Below are 22586 nucleotides of genomic sequence, written 5' to 3'. Positions count from 1 at the left end.
GCGTCGGCGCCTCCCGAGACGGCCGCTCCGGCGCCCGCCGCCGCCCCCGAGGCGACTCCTGCTCCCCCCGCGGCCGACAGTGCTCCTGCCGCCCCGGTGACCGCGGGCGCACCCGACGCGTCGCCGGCGCCCGCGACGACCGGGAGCGGCTACCGCGTCCGCGCCGAGCGCCTGCCGATCATCGACCCGCAGCCCCGGCTCGAGGACGACCGCTGGCCCGCGAAGGCGTTCGTCGGCGAGGTCGTCCCCTTCGCCGCCACGGCCTTCCGCGAGGGGCACGACCTCATCGGCGTCGACCTCCTGCTGCGCTCGCCGTCCGGGGCCGAGTCGGAGCACCGCATGTCGCTCCTCGCGACCGGCACCGACCGCTACGGCCGTCTCGTGGCCCTCGACGAGGAGGGCGACTGGAGCTACCGCATCCGCGCCTACGCCGACGACTGGGCGACCTGGCTCCACACGGCCGAGGTCAAGATCCCGGCCGGCCTGGACATCGACGTCACCTTCGCCATCGGCGAGGGCCTGCTGCGCAGCGGCGCCGACGACTCCGCGCGGCCCGAGGGCGAGCGCAGCCTGCTCTCCGACACCGCCGCCCGCGTCGGCGACACCACGCTGAGCGCCGAGGAGCGCCTCGCCGCGGCGACCGGTCCCGCCGTCCACGGCGCGCTCGACGCCCGCCCGGTGATGAGCCTCACGAGCGTCTCGGAGCCGCGCACCGTCCACGTCGAGCGCACCCGCGCCGGCGTCGGCGCCTGGTACGAGTTCTTCCCCCGCTCCGAGGGCGCCGTGCGCCACGAGGACGGGACCGTGACCAGCGGATCCTTCCGCACCGCGATCGACCGCCTCCCCGCTGTGGCCGCGATGGGCTTCGACGTGCTCTACCTGCCGCCGATCCACCCCATCGGCCGCTCCTTCCGCAAGGGCCCGAACAACACGCTCGACGCCGGCGAGCACGACCCCGGCTCGCCGTGGGCGATCGGGTCGGCCGAGGGCGGCCACGACGCGATCCACCCGGACCTCGGCACCGAGGACGACTTCCGCGCCTTCCACGCCGCGGTCGAGGCCGCGGGCCTCGAGCTCGCCCTCGACTTCGCCCTGCAGGCCTCGCCCGACCATCCCTGGGTCACCAGCCACCCCGAGTGGTTCACGACGCTCCCCGACGGCTCGATCGCCTACGCCGAGAACCCGCCGAAGAAGTACCAGGACATCTACCCGATCAACTTCGACAACGACCCCGAGGGCATCCGTCAGGAGTCGCTGCGGGTCCTGCGGCACTGGATCGACCTGGGCGTACGGATCTTCCGCGTCGACAATCCCCACACGAAGCCGCTCGACTTCTGGGAGTGGATCATCCACGAGGTCAACGCCGAGCACCCCGAGGTCGTCTTCCTCGCGGAGGCGTTCACCCGCCCCGCGATCATGCGCGCACTCGGCAAGGTCGGCTTCCAGCAGTCGTACTCGTACTTCACCTGGCGCAACACCAAGGAGGAGCTCGGCGAGTTCTTCACGAGCATCTCCCACGAGACGGCCGACTACATGCGGCCGAACCTCTTCGTGAACACTCCGGACATCCTCACCGAGTACCTCCAGTACGGCGGCCGCTCGGCGTACAAGGTGCGGGCGGCCCTCGCCGCGACCGCGTCGCCGCTGTGGGGGGTCTACGCCGGCTACGAGCTGGTCGAGAACGTCGCTCGCCCCGGCGCCGAGGAGAACATCGACAACGAGAAGTACGAGTACAAGACGCGCGACTGGGCCGGCGCCGAGGAGTCGGGCCGCTCGCTGGCGCCGTACATCACGCGCCTCAACGAGATCCGGCGCTCGCACCCCGCACTCGGGCAGCTGCGGAACCTGCACGTGCACGGCAGCGACGACGACGCGATCCTCGTCTACTCCAAGCACCTTCAGGCCGCGTTCACGGGCACCGGGACCGACGACACGATCATCGTCGTCGTCAACACCGACCCGCACTCGGCCCGCGAGACCACGGTCCACCTCGACCTGCCCGCGATCGGGCTCGACTGGAGCGCGACCTTCGAGGTCGAGGACCTGATCACCGGCGCCGTCTGGACCTGGGGCAGCGACGACTACGTGCGGCTCGACTCGTTCGTCGAGCCCGTGCACATCCTGAGCGTGAAGGCGGACGAGCGATGAGCGGAACCACCCCCGAGGGCACGAGCCCGGCCGAGGAGGCGGGCCTCAGCGCGCACGCCGAGACGGTCCCCACGACGGGCACCAGCTCGGCGACCACCTCCGGCCACGGCGCGCACGTCGCCGACGCGGCACCCGACGCACGACAGCACCCCGGAGCGGACGGCGAGAACGCGCGCAGCTACGCGGTCGAGACGGTCCCGGAGGCGCCTCAGCCGGTCGCGGGCGACGACGCCGTGACCGTCGAGCGCGACGCCGACGACGCGGAGTCCGCTCCGGTCGGCAGCGGGGCCGAGGGCGACCTGCCCAACGACGCGGACGCCGCCGATTCCGTCGCAGCCGACAGCGCCGCTCCCGTCGAGACGACCGCCGGCCCCGCCGAGACGACCGCGGACCCCGCGTCCGCTTCGGGCCCCGTCGACGGCACCGCGGCGATCGCGCTGCCCGACATCCCGGAGTGGGTGCTGCAGCAGCTCGCCACCGGCAGCAACGCGCTCCCCCACGACGTCCTGGGCCAGCACCTCGTCGCGGCCCCCGGCGTCTCCGACCCGGTGACGGTCGTCCGCGTGCGCCGCCCGCTCGCCGAGAAGGTCGCCGTGGTGCTCGCCACCGGCGCCCGCGTCGAGCTCAGCCACCTCAGCGACGGGATCTGGCAGGGCTTCCACGTCCTCGGTCCGCAGGCGTACACCGTCGAGGCCCGCTACGGCGGCGGCGGCGAGTGGACCGCGGAGGACCCCTACCGCTTCTCGAAGACGGTCGGCGACTTCGACCTCTACCTCATCGGCGAGGGCCGCCACGAGCGCCTCTGGGAGGCGCTCGGCGCCCGTCACCGCGAGCACGAGGGGGTCTGGGGCACGAGCTTCGCCGTCTGGGCCCCGCACGCCCAGGCCGCTCGGGTCGTCGGCGACTTCAATGACTGGAACGGCGAGGGCCACTCCCTCCGCAACCTCGGAACGACCGGGGTCTGGGAGATCTTCGTCCCGGGCGTCGAGCCCGGAGCCTCCTACAAGTTCGACCTGCTCTCGCGCGACGGCCACTGGGTCCGCAAGGCCGACCCGATGGCCCGCGCCACGGAGGTGCCGCCCGCGACGGCGTCCAAGGTCCCCGTCTCGCACCACCAGTGGGGCGACTCCGGCTGGATGGAGAAGCGAGCCTCGGTCGATCCGCACACGCAGCCGCTCAGCGTCTACGAGATGCACCTCGGCTCCTGGCGTCCGGGACTGGGCTACCGCGACCTCGCGGACCCGCTGATCGAGTACGTCACCGAGCTCGGCTTCACGCACGTGGAGTTCATGCCGCTCGCCGAGCACCCGTTCGGCGGCTCCTGGGGCTACCAGGTCACCGGCTACTACGCCGCCTCGAGCCGCTTCGGCACGGCCGACGACCTCAAGTACCTGATCGACCGTCTGCACCAGGCCGGCATCGGCGTCATCGTCGACTGGGTGCCGGGGCACTTCCCCAAGGACGACTTCGCCCTCGCCCGCTTCGACGGCGAGCCGCTCTACGAGCACCCGGACTGGCGCCGCGGCGAGCAGATGGACTGGGGCACCTACGTCTTCGACTTCGGGCACACCCAGGTGCGCAACTTCCTCGTCGCGAACGCCCTGTTCTGGCTCGAGGAGTTCCACGTCGACGCCCTGCGGGTGGACGCCGTCGCCTCGATGCTCTACCTCGACTACTCCCGCAAGGAGGGCGAGTGGCTGCCGAACCAGTACGGCGGACGCGAGCACCTCGAGGCGATCAGCTTCCTCCAGGAGGTCAACGCCACGGCCTACAAGCTGCACCCCGGCATCATGATGATCGCCGAGGAGTCGACGAGCTGGCCCGGCGTCACCCAGCCCACCAGCTCCGGCGGCCTCGGCTTCGGGCTCAAGTGGAACATGGGCTGGATGCACGACTCGCTCGACTACATGGCGAACGATCCGCTGTGGCGCCAGTACCACCTGGGCGAGATCACCTTCTCGTTCGTCTACGCCTTCAGCGAGAAGTTCGTCCTGCCGATCAGCCACGACGAGGTCGTGCACGGCAAGGGCTCGCTGATCCAGAAGATGCCGGGCGACCACTGGCAGCAGCTCGCGAATGTGCGCGCCTACCTCGCCTTCATGTGGGCCCATCCCGGCAAGCAGCTGCTCTTCATGGGCCAGGAGTTCGGCCAGTACTCCGAGTGGAGCGAGGAGCGGGGCCTGGACTGGTGGATCCTCGATCAGCCGAGCCACCGCGGTCTCTGGAGCCTCGTCGGTCAGCTGAACCGCGTGTACCGCGACTCGCCGTCGCTCTGGGAGCTCGACCACGAGCAGTCGGGCTTCGAGTGGATCGACGGCGGCGCGGCGGCGGCCAACGTCGTCTCGTTCCTGCGCAAGGACAGCGAGGGTCGCCCGATCGCCGTCATCGCCAACTTCTCGGGTTCGCCCGTGCACGGCTACCGCGTGAGCCTGCCCACGGCCGGCCGCTGGGAGGAGCTCGTCAACACGGACGCCGAGATCTACGGCGGCAGCGGAGTCGGGAACTTCGGAGCGGTCGAGGCTCGCGAGGAGCCGTGGGCCGGCCGCCCGGCTTCCGCCGAGCTGGTCCTGCCCCCGCTGGCCGTGCTCTACCTGCGACCCGCCGACTGATCGGTCCCCGCACGGAAGAGGCCGCCCGCCGCGACGATCGTCGCGAGCGGGCGGCCTCTCGGCGTTCCGGCCGGCGTCAGTAGAGCAGGCCGGTGAGCCGGGCCCGAGCCTTGTTGACGCGCGGGTCGGTCTGACCGACGATCTCGAAGAGCTCCAGGAGGCGCGCGCGGACGGCGGCCTTCCCCTCGGCGTCGAGCCGCGGGAACATCGAGAGCAGCCGGTCGAAGGCGTCCTCGACGTGGCCGCCCGAGACGTCCAGGTCGGCGACGGCGAGCTGCGCGTCGAGGTTCGACGGCTCGGCCGCGGCGGTCGAGCGGATGTCGTCGAGCGTGCGGCCCTGGAGGCGGGCCAGCAGCCGCACCTGGGCGAGACCGGCGACGGCGAGGTCGTCGCGCGGGTTCTGCGCGATGGCGGTCTCGTACTCGGTGATCGCCGCAGCGTAGTCGCCCCGGTCGATCGCGTCGTAGGCCTCCTGGTGGTGCGGCGGCAGCGGCTCCGGCTCGGGCTCCGCGCCTTCGGCGGGAGCGGCTCCCTCCACCGGCACCGTGCCCGTCACACCGTTCTGAGCCGCGAGCTGGAGGACCTGCTCGAGCAGGTCGCGCAGCTGCTCCTCGGCGACGAGGCCGCTGAACAGGGGCACCGGGCGGCCGCCGATGATCGCGGCGACCGTCGGCACGGACTGCACCTGGAACGCCTGCGCCAGCTGCGGGCTGGACTCCACATCGACCCCGACGAGCACGAACGCGCCGGCGTACGAGACGACGACCTTCTCGAGCAGCGCGGTCATGCTCTGGCTCTGGTCCGACCAGGAGCCGCGCAGGTCGACGATCACCGGCACGCGCGACGAGAGCTGGACCACCTGGTCGAACTCGGCGTCGCCGGCGGTCAGCAGCAGCGGATTCGCGCCGGGCGCGCCTCCGGGAGCGGCGGGCGCGGCCGGGGCGCCGGCGGAGGCGGCGGGCGGGGTGCGGCGGTTCACCAGCGACGAGAGGTCGACGGCGCCGCGGAGGTTTCCGGGCAGGGGCGGGACGGTGCTCACGGCAGCTGCACCACCGAGACGAGTCCCTGGCTCCATCCGAGCATCACGATCTTCTCCTCCGATCCGACGGGCGGTACGTAGAACAGCAGTTGGTATCCGTAGGTGGTCTCGATGCCGGTCGTCGACTTGTCCGTGCCCAGCAGGGTCTGCGAGGCGCCGGAGGTCGAGACGGTCGAGCCCTCGGCAGTGGGGCGGACGGTCGACGTCTCGGCGATGCTCGCCGCGACGAGGGCCCCCGAGTCGTTCGTCGCGAGCGCGATCGTCGGCGACGTGCCGGCGGCGTTCGAGAACTCGATCGAGGCGGTGTCCGGCAGCGCCTCGCGGTCGGCGTTCTTCTTGTCGACGCCGACCTGCCCCCGGAGGGTGTCGCCGTCGGCCGCGAAGAGCTCGGCGTACTGGCTCGAGTCGCCGTTGGCGAGCACGTCCGCGTACGCGGAGCCGACGGTCTGCGGGGCGAGCTTCATCAGGCGCGAGTCGGGCGCCACGATCGACGTGCCGACGGTGACGGGCGCGACATCGGGGATGCGCGCGTTGGCCTCGAGCGAGATGGCGTAGTCGACCTTGTAGTCGACGCGCGGGCTCGCCTGGCTCATCATCAGCGCGATCGGGGCCTGGGTGGAGTCCGTCGAGTTCTGCACGACGGCGGTCACCAGGCGCGGCCACGACTCCGTGTCCTGCGGGAGCACCAGGCTCACCGGGGAGGCCGGGATCGTCTGCGGCGGGTCGATCGTCCCGCCCTTGGCGACGACGTCGTAGTTGGTGGTGCGCTCGGTGAGCGCCTCGCCCTGGAAGCGCTCGGCGAGGATCCCGGCGTCCCGGGCGGCGTCGGCGCGCGACGCGACATCGGCGACCTCGGCGACGACGGCCTCCGCCTGCTGCGTGGTGACCACGGGGGTCGGCTCGGCCGAGACCGGCTCTGCCCCCGCGGTCGCCGTGGCGGACGCGGTCGGCGCCTCGCTCGCGCCCGCGGCGAGATCAGGCCAGTAGTCGGAGCTGCAGCCGGAGAGGAGGACGGTCGTCCCGAGGACGACGGGCAGCACCAGGGCCGCCCGGCGGCGCGAGGGCGCCGGCGACGCCGTGGAGGCCTGGATCCCGGCACGCGGCCGGGGACGGCGGGCACCGCGGGGGATCCGGCCCTGCGGTCCCTTCCGGCGCGGGCCGTGCTGGCGGCGCAGGTGGACGAAGGCCCAGATGTAGAGGACGAGGCCGAGGAGGAGGAACACGGCTCCTCCGAGCAGCAGCGGGCCGGCGAGGGGCGTCGCGGTGTCCACGGGCCAGCTGACGCGCACGGAGTCGGCTGCCGGCGCGGTGCCGTCGCTCGCGATGAGGATGGAGACGTCCTCCGGCACGTCGAGCGCCAGGGTCACGCTGCCGCTCCCCTCGAACTCCTCGAGCCAGAGGTCGGAGCCGCGCGGATCGACGACCGCCGCGTCGGCGGTCTCGACGTCGGAGGAGAGCTGGACGCGCTCGCCCGTCTCCTCCGCGGAGGTGAGGGTGTCGTCGGCGCGCTCGTAGCCGATGGCGTCGTAGCTCGAGCCGCCCACCCAGCCCAGCACGTCGGAGGTCCGGGCGTAGGCGACGACGAGGTCGCCGCTGCCCTCGACCGTGATCGTCTGGCGGCCCGGGTTGGCGCCCAGGGTGCTGCCGTCGATCACCGCGTAAGGAGCGGAGGAGTCGAGCGCGGTCTCGGCGGTGAGGGACTCCGGAGGAGCCCAGACCGTCCGCTGACCGATGCCGAGCACGATCATCGCGGCAGCGATGACGGTGGCGATGATGGCGAAGACGAACCGCACGAAAGAACTCCTCCTGCGTTGCCGGATCGGGGTGACGGCCGGGGCCGGCTCGGGGTACGCAGCCGGACCGGGGCGCGACGGCAACAGACAAAGACAGTCCACGATAGCCGATGCCCTCGCTCCGATGCCCGGGAGAAGCCGAGAGTGCGGCCCGAGCGGCGCGCGGTGCGGGTGTCGCCCCGGCCGCGGCCTCCCTGCTGAATACACTTTCCCAGTGCCGCGAGCCCCACCGCGGTCCTGCTCTGAAGGAGACGACGTGGCGAACGACGAGGCCGAATTCACCCAGGTGTTCCGTGGCTACGACCGGGACGAGGTCGACAAGGCCGTCCAGGGCCTGCGCCGCGAGCTCATCCACTCGAACACCCAGGCGGCCGAGAGCGGCCGCGAGGTGAAGCGCCTGTCCTCCCGGATCGAGGGCCTCGAGAAGGAGCTGCAGCAGGTCGGCACTCCCACCTACGCCGGCCTGGGCGCCAAGCTCGAGCACACCCTGCGCGTGGCCGAGGAGCAGTCCGAGCGGATCATCGCCCAGGCCGAGAACGACGCCTCCGCCCTCCGCCGCTCCACCCGCGACGACGGCGACCGCATCCTCCAGGAGGCGCGCGACGAGGCCGAGCGCCTGGTGACCGAGGCGCGCCGCCGTGCGGACCGGACCCGCGACGAGTCCGAGGCGCAGGCCGCGGCGACGCTCGGCAAGGCCGCCGACGACCGCGACGTGATGACCCAGGACGCCGTCCGCGAGGCCGCCGCGATCCGCGGCACCGTGGCGACCGAGGCCGCCGAGACCCGCGCCACCGCGAAGCGCGAGGCCGCCGCGATCCGCTCCGAGGCCGAGCGCGAGGCCGCGGAGATGCGCGCAGTCGCCGCCCGCGAGATCGAGGTCGCCCGCGCCGAGGCCGCCCGCCTCGCCCAGGCCAACGAGCTCCTGCGGGCCGAGGTCGCCTCCGAGGTGGACCGGCTCCGGGCGGCCGTCGAGGCCGAGGTCGCCCAGGCGCGCGCGGCAGTCGAGGCCGAGGTGCTCTCGACCCGCGCCGCGCTCGACGCCGAGGTCGCCGCAGTCCGCGCCGAGGGCGCGCGCGAGATCGCCGACCAGCGCACCCGGCTCACCCAGGAGCGCGCCGAGGCCGTCGCCGTGCTCGACGCCGAGCTGGCGGGCCTGCGCGCCGCGTCCGCCGACGAGGCCGCTGCGCTCTCGCGCGAGGTCGAGCAGGCCCGGATCGACCTGGTGGTCGAGCTCGCCGCGCGCCGCGAGGAGGCCGACCGCGACGACCTGCTTCGCCACCAGGAGGCCGTCGCGCAGACCCAGCGCTACCTCGACGAGTCGAACCTGCAGCTCGCCGACGCCATCCGACGCGCGAACGACAAGCGCCTCGAGGCGGACGCCCTCCGCAGCGACGCCCTCGACGACACGACGCGACTGCGCCGGAAGGCCCAGGACGACTCCGACGCCCTCCTCGACGACGCGCGCGACCAGGCGCAGAAGCTCGTCGCGGACGCGGAGCGCCGCAGCCGCGAGTTGATGGACACCGCCGAGCGGCGCCTCGACGAGATCCGCACCGAGCGCGACGCGATCGCCGGCTACGTGTCGGGACTGCGCGGGCTCATCGGCCACATCGACGGACTCGCGGACGACAGCGACGGCGACGGCTCCGACGGCAGCGGCCCTGACGGCAGCGGCTCCGACGGCGGCTCGTCCGGCCGCTAGGCGGCCGCCGCGCGGGCGGGCTCAGCCGAGCTCGCCCGCCCACTCCGTCGGCAGCGGGGACGAGGCGGGCGCGACCACCCGCACGATCTCGTCGAGGACGCGCCGGGTCTGCGCCTCGCCGACCCAGAGGTGCTTCCCGCCCTCCACGGCCACGAGGTCCAGCTGCGGCACGCTCGCGAAGCGCTCGGCGGCCGCCTCCGGCCGCAGGTAGTCGTCGAACTCCGGGACGAGCGCCACGAGCGGTCGGCCGTCCTCGCCCCAGGCGGCGACCTCCTCCGCGCTCGTGCGGTGCAGCGGCGGCGAGAGCAGGATCGCTCCCTCGACGGGGTGCTCCCTCCCCCACTTCAGCGCGAGCTCGGTGCCGAAGGACCAGCCGACCAGCCAGGGGTGCGGCAGTCCGCGGTCCGCGACGAGGGCCAGGGCTGCGGCGATGTCGGCGCGCTCCTCGGTGCCGTGTCCGAACGCGCCCTCGCTCGTGCCGCGCGGCGACGCGGTGCCGCGGGTGTTGAAGCGGAGGACCGCCAGGTCGGCGAGCGCGGGCAGCCGGGCGGCCGCCTTCCGCAGGATGTGCGAGTCCATGAAGCCGCCGTGGGTGGGCAGCGGATGCAGGGTGACCAGGGTCGCGACCGGCTCGTGCTCCAGGGGCAGCGCGAGCTCCCCCACCAGGGTCAGGCCGTCGGAGGTGTGCAGCTCGACGTCCTCGCGGCGGGCGGGGAGGACGACGCCTCCGCGGATCTCGTGGGTCATCGTGCTCCTCGGATTCTCCAGCAGTGCGTGTGCCAGTGGCGGCGGCCGGCCAGGTCGGCCGCGTCGCCGAGCGCGCCGTCGGCCCGCCAGGTGACCAGGTGCGGCTGGCCGATGTCGATGGTGAGCCCGCAGCCCGGGCAGAGGTAGTTCTTCACGGCCCGCGCTGCGGAGACGGGCTGGACGTTCCACTCCCGGCCGGCGTGGGACTCGGTGCGCCGGAAGCCGGCGAGCATCTGCGAGAGGTCGCGCTGCTCGTCGTCGTCGTCACGGCGGCCGCCCCGGGGTCTGTTGCTGCGCGGCATCTCCCCAGTCTAGGAGGCCGCCGCCGGGCCCCTCCCGTCAGTGGGAGCTGTCGTCCATCTCGAGCCGGGTCTCCTCGGCGTCGAGCATCAGCTGCGCCCGCCGCAGCGTCCGCGAGGAGTAGACCCCGCGCCCCCGGGCGTCCAGCAGCGCCTCCCGCTCGGCGAGCAGGACCGCTCGGCGCAGCCGCAGGTACTGCGCGTGCGGGCCGAGGGGCGCATCCTCCGCGCGGCCGACCTGCTCCCACGCCACCTGCGAGCGGGTCAGAGTGTCGCGGCGCACGCGCTCGAGGACGCGCTCGCCCGCCTCGCCGTCGGGCAGCTCCGCCACCGCCTCGGGGAGGGCCTGGATGCCCGTGGCCGCGACCTCGTCGAGCAGCGTCGCGAGCTCGCGGCGGTCGGCCTCTCCGTCGGTGCCCTGGATGCCGGTGAGCCGGATCAGCGCGGGGAGCGTCGCACCCTGCAGGAGCAGCGTCACGACGGCGACGGTGAAGGCGATCAGGATCAGCTGGGAGCGGTAGGGAGTCTCGTCCGGCAGCGACTGGGCCGCGGCGAGCGTGACCACGCCGCGCATCCCGGACCAGGACAGGACGACTCCTCCGCGCCAGCCGAACGCCTCGCTCGTGGTCGCGGCCAGATCGGTCTCGCGCCGGAGGTAGAGCCGCTCCGCTCTCACCTGCCGCCGCCGGAAGCGCTCGTCGCTGGTGGCGCTGTTGCGCAGTCGCATCAGGCCCACCGCCAGCCGCCGGTTGATCCGCTCCGCCCGCCGACCGGAGCTGCGCAGCCACAGGAGCAGCGGCCACACGAAGAGGGCCCGCAGCACGATCAGGATGACCACGGTGGCCAGACCCAGCAGCACCGCGGTGCCCACTCCGAACTCGCCCGGGTCCACGACCCCGGAGACGATCGCCTTGATCTCGGCGCCCATGAGCAGGAAGACGCCGTTCTCGAGCAGGAACTGCGCCGTCCGCCAGTTCACCCGCTCGCTGATCCGCGACTGCGGCGAGAGGAAGCGCGCGCTGTTGTGCCCCGTGTAGATCCCGGTGACCACGACGGCGAGCACCCCGGACGCGCCCAGCTCCTCGGCCGGGATGTAGGCCAGGAACGGCACGGCGAAGGACACGGCGGTGTCGAGCACCGGGTCCCGCAGCTTCGAGCGAACGAAGACGGTGAGCACGCCCATCACCAGTCCGAGGACGATCGCCATCAGAACGGAGTAGACGAAGAGGACCCCCACCTCGCCCACGTCGATCGCGTCGGTCGTGACGGAGGCGCCGACCACGGCCGCCGCAGCCGTCGCGGCGCGCAGCAGCACCAGCGCCGACGCGTCGTTCACGAGGCTCTCGCCCTCGAGCACCGTCACCAGGCGGGGCGGGAGTCCGAGCTTCTTGCCGATCGAGGTCGCGGCCACCGCGTCGGTCGGGCTCACGACGGCGCCCAGAGCGATCGCTGCGGGCAGGCTCAGATCGGGGAACACGAGGTAGAGGAAGCCGCCGACCACGAGGGCGGTCACGACGACCAGCAGCACCGAGAGCCCGAAGATCGAGCGCAGGTTCCGCCGGAAGTCGGTGAGGGGCACCTGGATCGCGGCCGAGTACAGCAGCGGCGGCAGCACGCCCGCGAGGATCAGCTCAGGCTCGACCTCGATGTCCGGGACCCCGGGGAGGTAGGACGCGCCGATCCCGATGACGACCAGGAGCAGCGGTGCGGCGATCCCGAGGCGGCTCGAGAACCGCGCGACGGTGACGACCGTGATGATCCCGACGACCCCGAGCAGCGCGTAATCCACGGCACCAGGGTAGCGAGAGCCTCAGCCCGCCGGACGCGGTGCCGAGCGGAGGGGAACGATCAGTACCAGCCGACCGATTCGGAGTGGGCCCAGGCACCGCAGGGCGAGCCGTAGCGGCCGGAGATGTAGCCGAGGCCCCAGGTGATCTGGGTGCTCGCGTTGGTCGCCCAGTCGGAGCCGGCCGACGCCATCTTGCTGCCGGGGAGTGCCTGCGGGATGCCGTAGGCACCGCTGGACTTGTTCTCGGCGTAGACGTTCCAGCCGGACTCGCGGTTCCAGAGGAGGACGAGGCAGTCGTACTCGCTGTCGGCCCAGCCGCGCTGCACGATCATGTCGTACGCGATCGCCTTCGCGGATCCGGGATCCGGAGCGGCGGCGCGCTGGACGGGAGCGGCGGTCTCCGCCTCGGCGGAGCCCGACTCCTCCTCGTCGACGGTCGCGGAAGCGGTCTGAGTCTCGGTCGGAGTGGGCGTCGGGGTCGGAGTGGGCGTCGGCTTCGCCTCGGCGCCGAACGAGTCGCGCTGGACGGTCCGCTCGACGGCGTCCGCGACGACGAGCCGCTGCGCGGAGTCGCCGTTGAAGCGCGCCGGGGCCTGGTAGTAGGGGGAGGCGACCGCGCCGCTGGACGGATCGACGACGTTCACCATGGCGAACGCGATCGAGGCCGTGAAGGCCAGCACCGTCACCGGGATCCGAGCCCAGGAGCGCCGCACCGGGGTCTGGTGCGGGACCGCCGGGCGACCGCTGGTGCGGTTCGCGGGCGTGTGGGCGACGGAGGTCTGAGGATGCTGAGCCACGATTACGAAAGCATAACGGACGATGACCTGATCGGCCAGCAGATCCGGCTCCGGTCAGCGGACCGCCAGCATCACGTCGACGACCGTGTCGAGCAGCAGGTCGACCTGGGCCTCGGCGTACCCGCCGCGCTGCGGGGCGAAGGAGACGGTCCGCACGTCGTCCACGGTCAGCACCGATCCGTCGCGGAAGTAGCCGGAGATCCTGTCGGCGAAGGCGTCGACCTGGCGGATGTTGTAGCCCGTCGTGAGAGCGCCGGCCCGGGTGAACCGCTCGCGGGGAGCGCGGGCCAGCCGGTTCACGATCTCCTGGGCGGTCGACCGCGCGTCCGCGAGCCACGCCTCCTCGCCCCGAGCCGCGATCGCGTACTGGCGCTCCCGCAGGGCGAAGGCGTCCTCGAGGCGCTCGAGCGCCGCATCGACGTGGGGCGCGGAGTAGCCGCCCTTGCGCAGGGTGAACGCGGTGTGGCGCAGGTCGGCGGCGCGGAGGTCCGCCGGTCCCCCGGAGAGCTGCGAGTAGGCCTCGCGCGCCGACGCGAGGAAGGAGTCGACCTCGGCCGTGTCGTAGCCGGGACGGGACTCGCGGGCTCGGGGGAAGGGAGCGGTCATCCCGACATCATGCCAAGCCGCGCGCCGGGAGCGGAATCGGCACGCCCCGGTGAGGCGCGCGCTCAGTGGGCGAAGAGGAAGTACAGCACGTAGGCAGCTGCGGCCGACGGCAGGATCGAGTCCAGCCGGTCGAGGACTCCCCCGTGGCCGGGCAGCCAGGAGCTCATGTCCTTGATGCCGATGTCGCGCTTGATCAGCGACTCGGCGAGGTCGCCGAGCGTCGCGGTGAGGAGCACCACGGCCCCGAACACCGCGCCGACCCACCAGGGCTGGCCGAGCATCAGCAGGGCGAGCAGTATGCCGACGACGATCCCCGCGACGGCCGCACCGGCGAACCCCTCCCAGGTCTTCTTCGGGCTGATCCGCGGTGCCATCGGGTGCTTGCCCCAGGTGAGTCCGCTCACGTAGGCGCCGGTGTCGACGACGATCACGAGCACCAGGAACGCGAACGCCCAGAGCTGGCCGCCGGGCTCGGCGACGAGACGGATCGCGAAGGCACCGAGGAAGGTCGTGTAGCCCTGGACGAACGCGCCGAGGCCGATGTCGAGGGCGAGGTCCCTCCGGCTGGAGGCGGTGCGCCGGAAGAGCTGCTCCCCCAGCCGCCAGAGGCCGACGAGGACGGATCCGCCGAGGACCGTGGCCCACGCGGTGCCGAGGCCGCCGTAGTAGGCGGCCGGCACGGCGACGACCGCCACGATCCCGGTCGGGATGCGCGGGATGTCCCGACCGGCGTGGCGCAGAGCGTTCGAGAGCTCCAGCGCCGCGAGCAGCACCACCACCCCCGCGAGCACCATGAAGAGCTCCTTGACCAGGAGGAGGCTGACGACCATCGCGCCACCACCGAGGAGTCCGATCGCGGTCGCCGACACGAGGTTCCGGCCCGAGCGCGCAGTAAGGCGGTCGTTCGTCGCCTCGAGCTGGGCGCGGGTCGCCTCGAGCTGGCGCTCGACGTCGGCCCGGCCCTGCTGGGCGCGCGCACGCAGCGCGTCGCGGGTGACCATCCGGGATCCCCGGGCACCCGGGACGTGCGGAGACGGTCTCTTCTCGCCGCCCTCGGGTCCTTCGGGGATCTCGGGCACCGCTACACCTCGAGCAGTTCGGATTCCTTGCGCTTGAGCGCCTCGTCGATCGCGTCGACGTGCTGCTTCGTGAGCGCCTCGAGCTCCTTCTCGCCGCGGGCGAGCTCGTCGTCGCCGATGTCGCCCTTCAGCGCGTCGAGGTCGTCCTTGCCCTTGCGGCGGATGTTGCGCACCGCGATCTTGGCGTCCTCGGCCTTGGTGCGGACGATCTTGACGAACTCCTTGCGGCGCTCGGCGGTGAGCTCCGGCAGGGTCACGCGGATGATCGTGCCGTCGTTGGTCGGGTTCGCGCCGAGGTTCGGCATGTCCCGGATGGCCTGCTCGATGTCGCGCAGCGAGCCCTTGTCGTAGGGCGTCAAGACGAGCGTGCGGGCCTCCTGGTTCTGCATCGAGGCGAGCTGCGACAGCGGCGTCGGGGTGCCGTAGTAGCTCACCAGCACCTTCTGGAACATGCCGGGGTTCGCGCGTCCGGTGCGGACCGTGGAGAAGTCCTCCTTGGCGACCTCGACGGCCTTGCCCATCTTGGTCTTCGCATCGGCCAGTACATCCGAGATCACAGGGAGCTCCTTAAGAGAGGGAAGTGGTCAGTCTAGTTCGAGACGAGCGTGCCGAGCTCGGCGCCGCGGATGGCCTTCGCGACGTTGCCCGAGGGCTCCATGCCGAAGACCTGCATCGGCATGCCGTTGTCCATGCAGAGGCTGAACGCGGTGGAGTCGACCACCTTGAGGCCCCGCTGGAGCGCCTCCTGGTAGGTCAGCGCATCGAGCTTCTTCGCGTCGGGGTTCGTCCGCGGGTCGGCGTCGTACACGCCGTCCACGCCGTTCTTGGCGACGAGGACCACGTCGGCGTGCGTCTCGAGCGCGCGCTGCGCGGCGACCGTGTCGGTCGAGAAGTACGGGAGTCCGGCGCCGGCGCCGAAGATGACGACGCGGCCCTTCTCCATGTGCCGGATCGCCCGGCGGGGGATGTAGGGCTCCGCGACCTGCGTCATCGCGATCGCGGACTGCACGCGCGTCTCGGCGCCCGCCTGCTCGAGGAAGTCCTGGAGGGCGAGGGCGTTCATCACCGTGCCCAGCATCCCCATGTAGTCGGCCCGGCCGCGGTCCATGCCGCGCTGCGAGAGCTCGGCTCCGCGGAAGAAGTTGCCGCCGCCGACGACCACCGAGATCTCCACCTCGGTCGCGGCATCGGCGATCTCGCGCGCCAGGGCGCTGATCACGTCCGGGTTCACGCCGAGCGTACCGGCTCCGAACGCCTCCCCCGACAGCTTCAGAAGCACCCTGCGGCGCTTGCCCGTCGTCATCGCATCCGTCTCCGTCATGGACGTTTCCTCCCGTAGACCCGTACAAACCTATCCCGCGCGGAGCGGACCCCGCGACCACGCCCGGGGCCGCCCCGGGCAGAGCGAAGGGAGCCCGGGTCGACTGAACGACCCGGACTCCCTCCTGCAGTGCTGTTAGGCGCCGACCTTGAAGCGGGCGAAGCCCGACACGGTCAGGCCCGCGTCGCTCAGGACCTTGCTGACGGACAGCTTGTTGTCCTTCGCGTAGTCCTGGTCGAGCAGGGCGACCTGCTTGAAGTACGCGTTCACGCGTCCCTCGATGATCTTCGGCAGGGCGGCCTCGGGCTTGCCCTCGCCGCGCGAGATCTCCTCGACGATGCGGCGCTCGTTGTCGACCTCGGACTGCGGCACGTCCTCGCGCGAGAGGTAGGACGGGTTCGCGAACGAGATGTGCTGGGCGACGGAGCGCGCGGTCTCGGCGTCCTCGCCCGCGTAGCCGACGACCACGCCGACCTGCGGGGGCAGGTCCTTGTTCGTCTTGTGGAGGTAGATCGCGAAGTGCTCGCCCGAGACGGAGGCCACGCGGCGCAGCTCCACCTTCTCGCCGAGGATCGCGGCCTCGTCGTTGATCAGGTCGGCGACGGTCTTGCCGTCGGCGGGGGCCGCGAGGGCCTCCTCGACCGTGGTGGAGCCGGCGGCGACGACCGCGGCGAGCACGGCGTCGGCGAGGGCGATGAACTTCGTGCCCTTGGCGACGAAGTCGGTCTCGCAGGCGAGCTCGATCATCGTGGCGACCCCGTCCTTCTCGGCGGCGGCGACGAGGCCCTCGCTCGTGGAGCGGTCGGCGCGCTTCGCGTTGCCCTTGGCACCCTTGAGGCGGAGGATCTCGACCGCCTTGTCCAGGTCGCCGTCGGCCTCGACGAGCGCGTTCTTCGTGTCGACCATGCCGGTACCGAGCTGCTCGCGCAGCGTCTTGACGTCAGCGAGGCTGAAATTTGCCATGTTCTCGGAACTCCTCTTGGTTCGGAAACCCTGTGGCGCCGTCACTCGCGGCGGGCTCACGGGAGGAGCCCAGCACGCCGAGGTGACGGCGGTTCTTACTCGTGGTGAACGTGCACCGACCGAGCGGGGGCCGGACGACCGCGGGTGCGGCGTCCGACCCCCGTCACGGAACGGGGTGTCAGGCGGTGGCGGTCTCGTCGGTCGAGGTCGCGGCGGCGTCGGCCTCGGGGGCCTCCTCCGCGGCGGGGGTCTCGGCCTCGACGACGGCCTCGTCGGCGGTCTCGGCCTCGGCGTCGGCGACCTTCTCGGTCTCCGCGCCGGCCTGCTCGTTCGGCTCCTGCACGTCGGCGGCGGGCGCACCGGTGGAGAGCAGCTCCTGCTCCCACTCGGCCAGCGGCTCGACGGCGGAGACGTTGCCCTCGGCCTCGGGCTTCTGGTGGCGCTGGATGAGGCCCTCGGCCGCGGCGTCGGCGACGATGCGGGTGAGCAGGCTCACCGAGCGGATCGCGTCGTCGTTGCCCGGGATCGGGTACTGGACCTCGTCCGGGTCGCAGTTCGTGTCGAGGATGCCGATGACCGGGATGCCCAGCTTCTTGGCCTCGTCGATCGCGAGGTGCTCCTTCTTGGTGTCGACGACCCAGAGGGCCGACGGCGTCTTCGAGAGGTTGCGGATGCCGCCGAGCGACTTGTGCAGCTTGTCGAGCTCGCGCTTCTTGATGAGGAGCTCCTTCTTGGTGAAGCCGCTCTTCGACGTGTCGTCGAAGTCGAGCTCCTCCAGCTCCTTCATGCGGGCGAGGCGCTTCGAGACCGTCTGGAAGTTGGTCAGGAGGCCGCCGAGCCAGCGCTGGTTCACGTAGGGCTGGCCGACGCGGGTCGCCTGCTCCGAGATCGCGTTCTGCGCCTGCTTCTTGGTGCCGACGAAGAGGATGGTGCCGCCGTGGGCGACCGTCTCCTTGACGAAGTCGTAGGTCTTGTCGATGTAGGCCAGCGACTGCTGGAGGTCGATGATGTAGCTGCCCGAGCGCTCGGTCAGGATGAAGCGCTTCATCTTCGGGTTCCAGCGACGGGTCTGGTGCCCGAAGTGGACGCCGCTGTCGAGCAGCTGGCGCATGGTGACGACTGCCATGAGTCGTTCTCCTTGTCTCGGGGCCCGGGCGCACGACGGCGCCGAACTCCCGTTCGGTTGTCTGCGACGGCCGGTCGGCACGTCGCCCTGGCGCCCGGCGCACTCCCGCCCCGGCCGCGTGAGCGGAGAGGGACCGTGGGGAGCGGAGGCCGAATGGGCGCGCGTAGTCACCCCGACGAGCGAGGTGCTCCGTGGAGTCTAGCACCAGGACGGCCGCCTCCCCCGCTGCTGCGGGAGGGCGGCCGTCGGGGCTCGGAAGACCGGTGCTACTTGCGCGCCGACTTCATCACGGTGCGGATGTGCAGGGTGTCCATCTCCTCCAGAGAGCGGCCCTTGGTCTCGGGCACGAACATGAAGACGAAGACGAACGAGATCGCCGCGAAGGCGGCGTAGAGGCCGTAGGCCAGGGTGAGCGACACGTCCTGCGAGAGGATCGGGAAGGTCACCGTGATGGCGAAGTTCGCGATCCACTGGGCCGAGGCCGCCAGGCCGAGCGCGGCCGCCCGGATCCGGTTCGGGAAGATCTCGCCGAGGAGGACCCACACCAGCGGGCCCCAGGTCGCGCCGAAGAAGACGACGAACGCGTTCGCCGAGACGAGGGCGATCGGCCCCCACGCGCCGGGCAGCGAGACGTCCTCTCCGCTGATCGTCGACTGGCTGAAGGCGATGGCCATCAGCGCGAGCGAGACGGCCATGCCGGCCGAGCCGACCAGCAGCAGCGGCTTCCGGCCGACCTTGTCGACCAGGAAGATCGCCACGAAGGTGACGACGACGTTCACGACCGAGGTGAAGACCGAGATCGCGAAGGAGTTGGACTCGTCGAATCCGACCGCGCTCCAGAGCGAGGTGGAGTAGTAGAAGATCACGTTGATGCCCACGAACTGCTGGAAGACCGACAGCAGGATGCCGACCCAGACCACGGGGAGCAGGCCGAGGGCGGGACCGCGGAGGCTGGAGCGCTTCGCGTTCTCGGAGTCCTCGTCGATCTTCTTCTGGATGTCCGCGAGCGCCTCGTCGACCTCGTCGCGCGGCGTGACCGTCGCGAGCACCGCGCGGGCGTCCTCGGAGCGGCCGCGGGTCGCGAGGTAGCGGGGCGACTCCGGCAGGGTCAGGGCCAGGAGGCCGTAGATCACGGCCGGCACGGCGCAGGCGATGAACATCCAGCGCCAGGCGGCGACGCCGAACCAGAAGGGCTCGGAGGCGCCGTCCGCGCCGTTCGCGATGAGGGTGTCCGAGAGTAGGGCGGCGAAGATGCCGAGCGTGATCGCCAGCTGCTGCAGCGACGCGAGAGCTCCGCGGATGGCCTTGGGCGCGATCTCCGAGATGTAGGTCGGAGCGATCACGGAGGCGATGCCGATGCCGAGGCCTCCGACCACGCGCCAGAGCACGAGGTCCCAGACCGCGAACGCCGCGCCGGCGCCGATCGAGGAGATGAAGAAGAGCCCGGCGCCGAGCAGCATGACCTTGATGCGGCCCCAGCGGTCGGCCAGGCGGCCCGCGAGGTACGCGCCGAGTGCGCAGCCGAGCAGCGCGGAGGCGACGGCGAAGCCGATCAGGGCGGCCGAGAGCTGGAACTCGCCCTGCACCGCCTCCACGGCACCGTTCACCACCGACGAGTCGAAGCCGAAGAGGAAGCCGCCGACCGCCGCCGCGATCGCGAGGCCGATCACCTTCCTCTTCAGCTTCGCCGCCGAGGGGTTCGGGATGTCCGCTCTCCCGCTGGTCGTGTCAGATCGTCCGCTGGTCATGGTCGTCTCCGATTCTCGCCGCCGGTGGGGGCGGGGTGCCGCTCCCGAGCCGGATCACCGGCACGTTACTCCTCGCCGCGGCACCGCCGGGACGGGTTGCGCTCTCCCCCGGCCGATGTCCTCCCTCCACAGCCGGGCCCGCCGCGCTCTCCTCCCCTGATCCGCTCGGCCGACCACCGGTCCCGGACCGGCTCCAGGAGGGTGGCCGCATGCTCCGATCCCGACTCCTGCGCCCGGGCGTGTTCGCCCTCGCCGCTCTGCTCGTCGGGGCGCCTCTCGGCACCTCGCCCTCCGGCACCTCGTCCCCCGGCCGGTCCGACCCGCGATGGACCTCACCCGTCGCGGGCTTCTCCGTCGTGGAGCCGTGGGGCGCGCCGGCCCACCGCTACGCCCCCGGGCACCGCGGGATCGACCTCGCGGCAGCGGCCGGGCAGCCCGTGGTCGCCGTCGCGGCGGGCACCGTGTCGTTCTCGGGCAGGGTGGTCGACCGGTCCGTGGTGAGCATCATGCACGCGGACGGTCTGGTCTCGACGGTCGAGCCGGTCGACGGATCGGTGACGGCCGGGCAGGTCCTCACCGCGGGCCAGCCCGTCGGAGCAGTGGGTGCGGGCGGCCACTGCGACGGGAGGTGCGTGCACCTCGGCGTCCGCGAGGGTGGCGACTACGTCTCGCCGATGCGGTTCTTCGGCGGGATCCCCCGGGCGGTGCTTCTGCCGATGGACGACGTGGCGCAGGGTGTTCAGCGAGTGGCGCGGAAGGGTGCGTCCAGCGACTCGCGCGTCCGGTCAGGCGCGGGGGTGGGCGAGGCGGTAGGCGTCGCGGATCCGCTCGGTCGAGACGTGGGTGTAGATCTGCGTGGTGCCCAGGCTCGCGTGGCCGAGCAGCTCCTGGACGGCGCGGAGGTCGGCTCCGCCGTCGAGCAGATGGGTCGCCGCGGTGTGGCGGAGGGTGTGCGGGCCGGACGGTCCGGAGCCCTGCCCGCCGTCGAGGAGCCTCGCCACCACGCCGTAGACCGTGCGCGGGGTGAGGCGCGCGCCCCGCCGTCCCAGCAGCAGGGCCCCGCTCCCGTCGCCGGTGGCGAGAGAGGGTCGGGCGCGCTCCAGGTAGTCGACGAGCGCCTCCTTCGCGGGGACGCCGAACGGGACGACCCGCTGCTTGGCGCCCTTGCCGGTGACGAGCACGGTGAGCCTGCCGAGATCGACGTCGCCCAGGTCGACGGCGACCAGCTCGGAGACGCGGATGCCGGAGGCGTAGAGCAGCTCGACGATCGCGAGGTCCCGCAGCGCCACCGGGTCCTCGGTCGCGCCGCGCGCCGCGACCGTGTCGAGCACCTGTTCCGCCTGCGGGAGCGTGAGGACCCGCGGCAGTGTCCGTCCCGACTTGGGCGTCTTGAGGCGTGCGGCGACGTCGACGGGGAGCCGCTCGGTCCGATGCGCCCAGGAGGAGAAGGAGCGGACGGCCGCGGTGCGCCGGGCGAGGGTCGCGCGGGCGATCCCCGACTCCGACTCTCGCCAGAGCCAGTCGCGCAGCAGCTCGAGGTCGAGCTCGGCGGTGAGGAGCCGCCCCTTCTCCTCCGTGTGGGCGATCAGGTGCGCCAGGTCGGAGCGGTAGCCCTTCGCGGTGGCGGGCGAGAGGGACCGCTCATCGAGGACGTACCGGAGGAAGTGCTCGACCGAGTCGGCGAGCGTCTCGCCGGTCATGATCCGTCCGGCATCCGCGACCAGAGGTCGATGCGCCCCTGCTCGTCGAGCCCCTCGAGCCGCTCGATCAGGTCGGTGCCGAACCGCGTCGCGATCGGGGCCGGTGCCGTCGGCACGAACGAGGCGGCCACCGTCTCCGGGTGGACGTGGACGAGCGAGAGGCTCTGCGCTCCGTCGACGCCGGCGAGCTCCCGCTCGGGCGCTCCGAGGTCCATCGTGTAGCTGGTGGCGCCGGCGACGAGCACGGGCACGCCCGCGAAGGTCGCAGCCGTGGGGTAGTGCAGGTGGCCGCCGAGGATCGCGCGGACGTCGGTTCCGCGCACCACCTCCTCGAGGCGGTCGATCCCCCGCAGCTCGAGCACGGTCATCGCGCCGAGCGGCGTGGGCAGCGGAGGGTGGTGCAGGGCGAGGATCGTCCCCAGCGGGGCCGGTGCGGCGAGCTCGTCCTTCAGCCAGGCCAGCTGGGCGTCGGTGAGGTCGCCGTGGTGGAAGCCGGGCACCGCGCTGTCGAGCGCGATGAGCCGGAGCCCGCCGAGGTCGACGACCTGGTCCACGGGTCCCGCGCCCGCCGGGTCCTGCTCGAGGAGCACCCGCCGGAAGGCTCCGCGCTCGTCGTGGTTGCCCATCACCCAGACGATCGGGCAGCCGAACCGCTCGCCCACGGGGTCGAGCTGCTCGCGCACGCGCCGGTAGGCGTCCTCCTCGCCGCGGTCCGCGACGTCCCCGGTCACCACGATCGCGTCCAGGCGTCCGCCGCGCTCGGCCAGCCGGCCGACCGCCTGCGCGAGGCGGGCGACCGTGTCGACCTTCCCGTAGAGCGGAGCGCCGTCGGCCAGCAGGTGCGTGTCGCTCAGATGGGCGATGACCCTGTCGGCCGCGCGGAAGTGCCCGAGCTGCGGGCGCTCTCCGCCGTGTCCTGCTGCCGTGGCGTCCATGCCGCTCCCCTCGCCGATGCCTCCTCAGCGTAGGGCGGACCGCCGACAGCGCCGCGGCGGCGGGGCCGCACGGATACCCGAGCAGCAGTTCGTGGACCGGCGGATGCGCCCCGTGCCGACGAAGCCGCGTCGGCGTCCGCATCCCGTCGGCGTCGGCGTCGATGCCGATGTCGGGCGGACCTTCC

Annotated in this window: 19 protein-coding genes; 3 read left to right on the top strand and 16 right to left on the bottom strand. The window is 72.4% G+C overall.

The window, feature by feature from the left end; all coding sequences use genetic code 11:
• The first annotated feature begins 177 nt into the window (after positions 1-177).
• Both GTU71_RS04115 and glgB read left to right on the top strand, forming a co-directional pair.
• On the top strand, positions 178-2148 hold the full coding sequence (locus GTU71_RS04115) for an alpha-1,4-glucan--maltose-1-phosphate maltosyltransferase (protein ID WP_279631245.1): 1971 nt from the start codon (positions 178-180) through the stop codon (positions 2146-2148).
• Positions 2145-4757 carry a 1,4-alpha-glucan branching protein GlgB gene (gene glgB, locus GTU71_RS04110; protein WP_159939355.1) on the top strand — a complete coding sequence of 871 codons (2613 nt, stop codon included), beginning with the start codon at positions 2145-2147 and terminating at the stop codon, positions 4755-4757. The genes GTU71_RS04115 and glgB overlap by 4 nt, the downstream gene beginning before the upstream one ends.
• Positions 4758-4833: 76 nt before the next feature.
• Here glgB and GTU71_RS04105 read toward each other — a convergent pair whose 3' ends face one another.
• On the bottom strand, positions 4834-5796 hold the full coding sequence (locus GTU71_RS04105; protein WP_104232504.1) for a tetratricopeptide repeat protein: 963 nt from the start codon (positions 5794-5796) through the stop codon (positions 4834-4836).
• Positions 5793-7589 carry a hypothetical protein gene (locus tag GTU71_RS04100; protein WP_104338633.1) on the bottom strand — a complete coding sequence of 599 codons (1797 nt, stop codon included), beginning with the start codon at positions 7587-7589 and terminating at the stop codon, positions 5793-5795. Before GTU71_RS04100 ends, GTU71_RS04105 begins: the two co-directional genes overlap by 4 nt.
• Positions 7590-7845: 256 nt before the next feature.
• Here GTU71_RS04100 and GTU71_RS04095 point away from each other — a divergent pair, with 256 nt between their 5' ends.
• Positions 7846-9291 (top strand): DivIVA domain-containing protein, encoded by a 1446-nt coding sequence (locus GTU71_RS04095; protein ID WP_104262833.1) that lies wholly within the window; start codon positions 7846-7848, stop codon positions 9289-9291.
• Positions 9292-9312: 21 nt separating this feature from the next.
• On the opposite strand, the gene GTU71_RS04090 is transcribed toward GTU71_RS04095, so the two are convergent.
• From GTU71_RS04090 to GTU71_RS04025, 14 genes are all read right to left on the bottom strand, one after another.
• Positions 9313-10038, bottom strand: coding sequence for an alpha/beta fold hydrolase (locus tag GTU71_RS04090; RefSeq protein ID WP_159939354.1), 726 nt, complete (start codon positions 10036-10038; stop codon positions 9313-9315).
• Positions 10035-10340, bottom strand: a complete 306-nt coding sequence (locus GTU71_RS04085; RefSeq protein ID WP_181027199.1) for a hypothetical protein — start codon at positions 10338-10340, stop codon at positions 10035-10037. Before GTU71_RS04085 ends, GTU71_RS04090 begins: the two co-directional genes overlap by 4 nt.
• Before the next feature lie 37 nt (positions 10341-10377).
• Entirely contained in the window at positions 10378-12126 is a 1749-nt protein-coding gene (locus GTU71_RS04080) for a sodium:proton antiporter (RefSeq protein ID WP_104226863.1), read from the bottom strand.
• A 59-nt stretch (positions 12127-12185) separates the two neighbouring features.
• Positions 12186-12923 carry a lytic transglycosylase domain-containing protein gene (locus tag GTU71_RS04075; RefSeq protein ID WP_244229431.1) on the bottom strand — a complete coding sequence of 246 codons (738 nt, stop codon included), beginning with the start codon at positions 12921-12923 and terminating at the stop codon, positions 12186-12188.
• A gap of 54 nt (positions 12924-12977) precedes the next feature.
• Positions 12978-13529, bottom strand: coding sequence for a DivIVA domain-containing protein (locus tag GTU71_RS04070; protein WP_104226865.1), 552 nt, complete (start codon positions 13527-13529; stop codon positions 12978-12980).
• A gap of 62 nt (positions 13530-13591) precedes the next feature.
• Positions 13592-14530, bottom strand: a complete 939-nt coding sequence (locus tag GTU71_RS04065; RefSeq protein ID WP_159939353.1) for a phosphatidate cytidylyltransferase — start codon at positions 14528-14530, stop codon at positions 13592-13594.
• Between the two features lie 80 nt (positions 14531-14610).
• Positions 14611-15165, bottom strand: coding sequence for a ribosome recycling factor (gene frr, locus GTU71_RS04060; RefSeq protein ID WP_104232499.1), 555 nt, complete (start codon positions 15163-15165; stop codon positions 14611-14613).
• A gap of 32 nt (positions 15166-15197) precedes the next feature.
• Positions 15198-15929, bottom strand: coding sequence for a UMP kinase (gene pyrH / locus GTU71_RS04055; protein WP_104223894.1), 732 nt, complete (start codon positions 15927-15929; stop codon positions 15198-15200).
• Between the two features lie 135 nt (positions 15930-16064).
• On the bottom strand, positions 16065-16892 hold the full coding sequence (tsf, locus tag GTU71_RS04050; RefSeq protein WP_104223895.1) for a translation elongation factor Ts: 828 nt from the start codon (positions 16890-16892) through the stop codon (positions 16065-16067).
• 178 nt (positions 16893-17070) lie between these two features.
• Positions 17071-18018 carry a 30S ribosomal protein S2 gene (rpsB, locus tag GTU71_RS04045; RefSeq protein ID WP_104223896.1) on the bottom strand — a complete coding sequence of 316 codons (948 nt, stop codon included), beginning with the start codon at positions 18016-18018 and terminating at the stop codon, positions 17071-17073.
• Between the two features lie 266 nt (positions 18019-18284).
• Complete coding sequence (locus tag GTU71_RS04040; RefSeq protein ID WP_104223897.1) at positions 18285-19766, bottom strand: sugar porter family MFS transporter; 1482 nt, start codon at positions 19764-19766, stop codon at positions 18285-18287.
• Between the two features lie 385 nt (positions 19767-20151).
• Entirely contained in the window at positions 20152-20274 is a 123-nt protein-coding gene (locus GTU71_RS16555) for a hypothetical protein (RefSeq protein WP_279631242.1), read from the bottom strand.
• A 277-nt stretch (positions 20275-20551) separates the two neighbouring features.
• Positions 20552-21466 carry a tyrosine recombinase XerC gene (locus GTU71_RS04030; protein ID WP_159939352.1) on the bottom strand — a complete coding sequence of 305 codons (915 nt, stop codon included), beginning with the start codon at positions 21464-21466 and terminating at the stop codon, positions 20552-20554.
• On the bottom strand, positions 21463-22401 hold the full coding sequence (locus GTU71_RS04025) for a phosphodiesterase (protein ID WP_104223899.1): 939 nt from the start codon (positions 22399-22401) through the stop codon (positions 21463-21465). Before GTU71_RS04025 ends, GTU71_RS04030 begins: the two co-directional genes overlap by 4 nt.
• Positions 22402-22586: the final 185 nt, after the last annotated feature.

This window comes from Rathayibacter sp. VKM Ac-2762 (assembly GCF_009866585.1).
Classification (GTDB): domain Bacteria; phylum Actinomycetota; class Actinomycetes; order Actinomycetales; family Microbacteriaceae; genus Rathayibacter.
The sequence above is the reverse complement of the archived record's forward strand: the minus strand, read 5'-3'. Positions and strand labels throughout refer to the sequence as shown.

Bases quoted from the DNA above. Each gene is read 5' to 3' on its own strand.
- glgB (WP_159939355.1), top strand. From the start codon at position 2,145: ATGAGCGGAACCACCCCCGAGGGCACGAGCCCGGCCGAGGAGGCGGGC.
- GTU71_RS04090 (WP_159939354.1), bottom strand. From the start codon at position 10,038: ATGACCCACGAGATCCGCGGAGGCGTCGTCCTCCCCGCCCGCCGCGAG.
- GTU71_RS04085 (WP_181027199.1), bottom strand. From the start codon at position 10,340: ATGCCGCGCAGCAACAGACCCCGGGGCGGCCGCCGTGACGACGACGAC.
- GTU71_RS04070 (WP_104226865.1), bottom strand. From the start codon at position 13,529: ATGACCGCTCCCTTCCCCCGAGCCCGCGAGTCCCGTCCCGGCTACGAC.
- GTU71_RS04065 (WP_159939353.1), bottom strand. From the start codon at position 14,530: ATGGTCACCCGCGACGCGCTGCGTGCGCGCGCCCAGCAGGGCCGGGCC.
- pyrH (WP_104223894.1), bottom strand. From the start codon at position 15,929: ATGACGGAGACGGATGCGATGACGACGGGCAAGCGCCGCAGGGTGCTT.
- tsf (WP_104223895.1), bottom strand. From the start codon at position 16,892: ATGGCAAATTTCAGCCTCGCTGACGTCAAGACGCTGCGCGAGCAGCTC.
- rpsB (WP_104223896.1), bottom strand. From the start codon at position 18,018: ATGGCAGTCGTCACCATGCGCCAGCTGCTCGACAGCGGCGTCCACTTC.
- GTU71_RS04040 (WP_104223897.1), bottom strand. From the start codon at position 19,766: ATGACCAGCGGACGATCTGACACGACCAGCGGGAGAGCGGACATCCCG.
- GTU71_RS16555 (WP_279631242.1), bottom strand. From the start codon at position 20,274: ATGATGCTCACCACGGACCGGTCGACCACCCTGCCCGAGAACGACACG.
- GTU71_RS04030 (WP_159939352.1), bottom strand. From the start codon at position 21,466: ATGACCGGCGAGACGCTCGCCGACTCGGTCGAGCACTTCCTCCGGTAC.
- GTU71_RS04025 (WP_104223899.1), bottom strand. From the start codon at position 22,401: ATGGACGCCACGGCAGCAGGACACGGCGGAGAGCGCCCGCAGCTCGGG.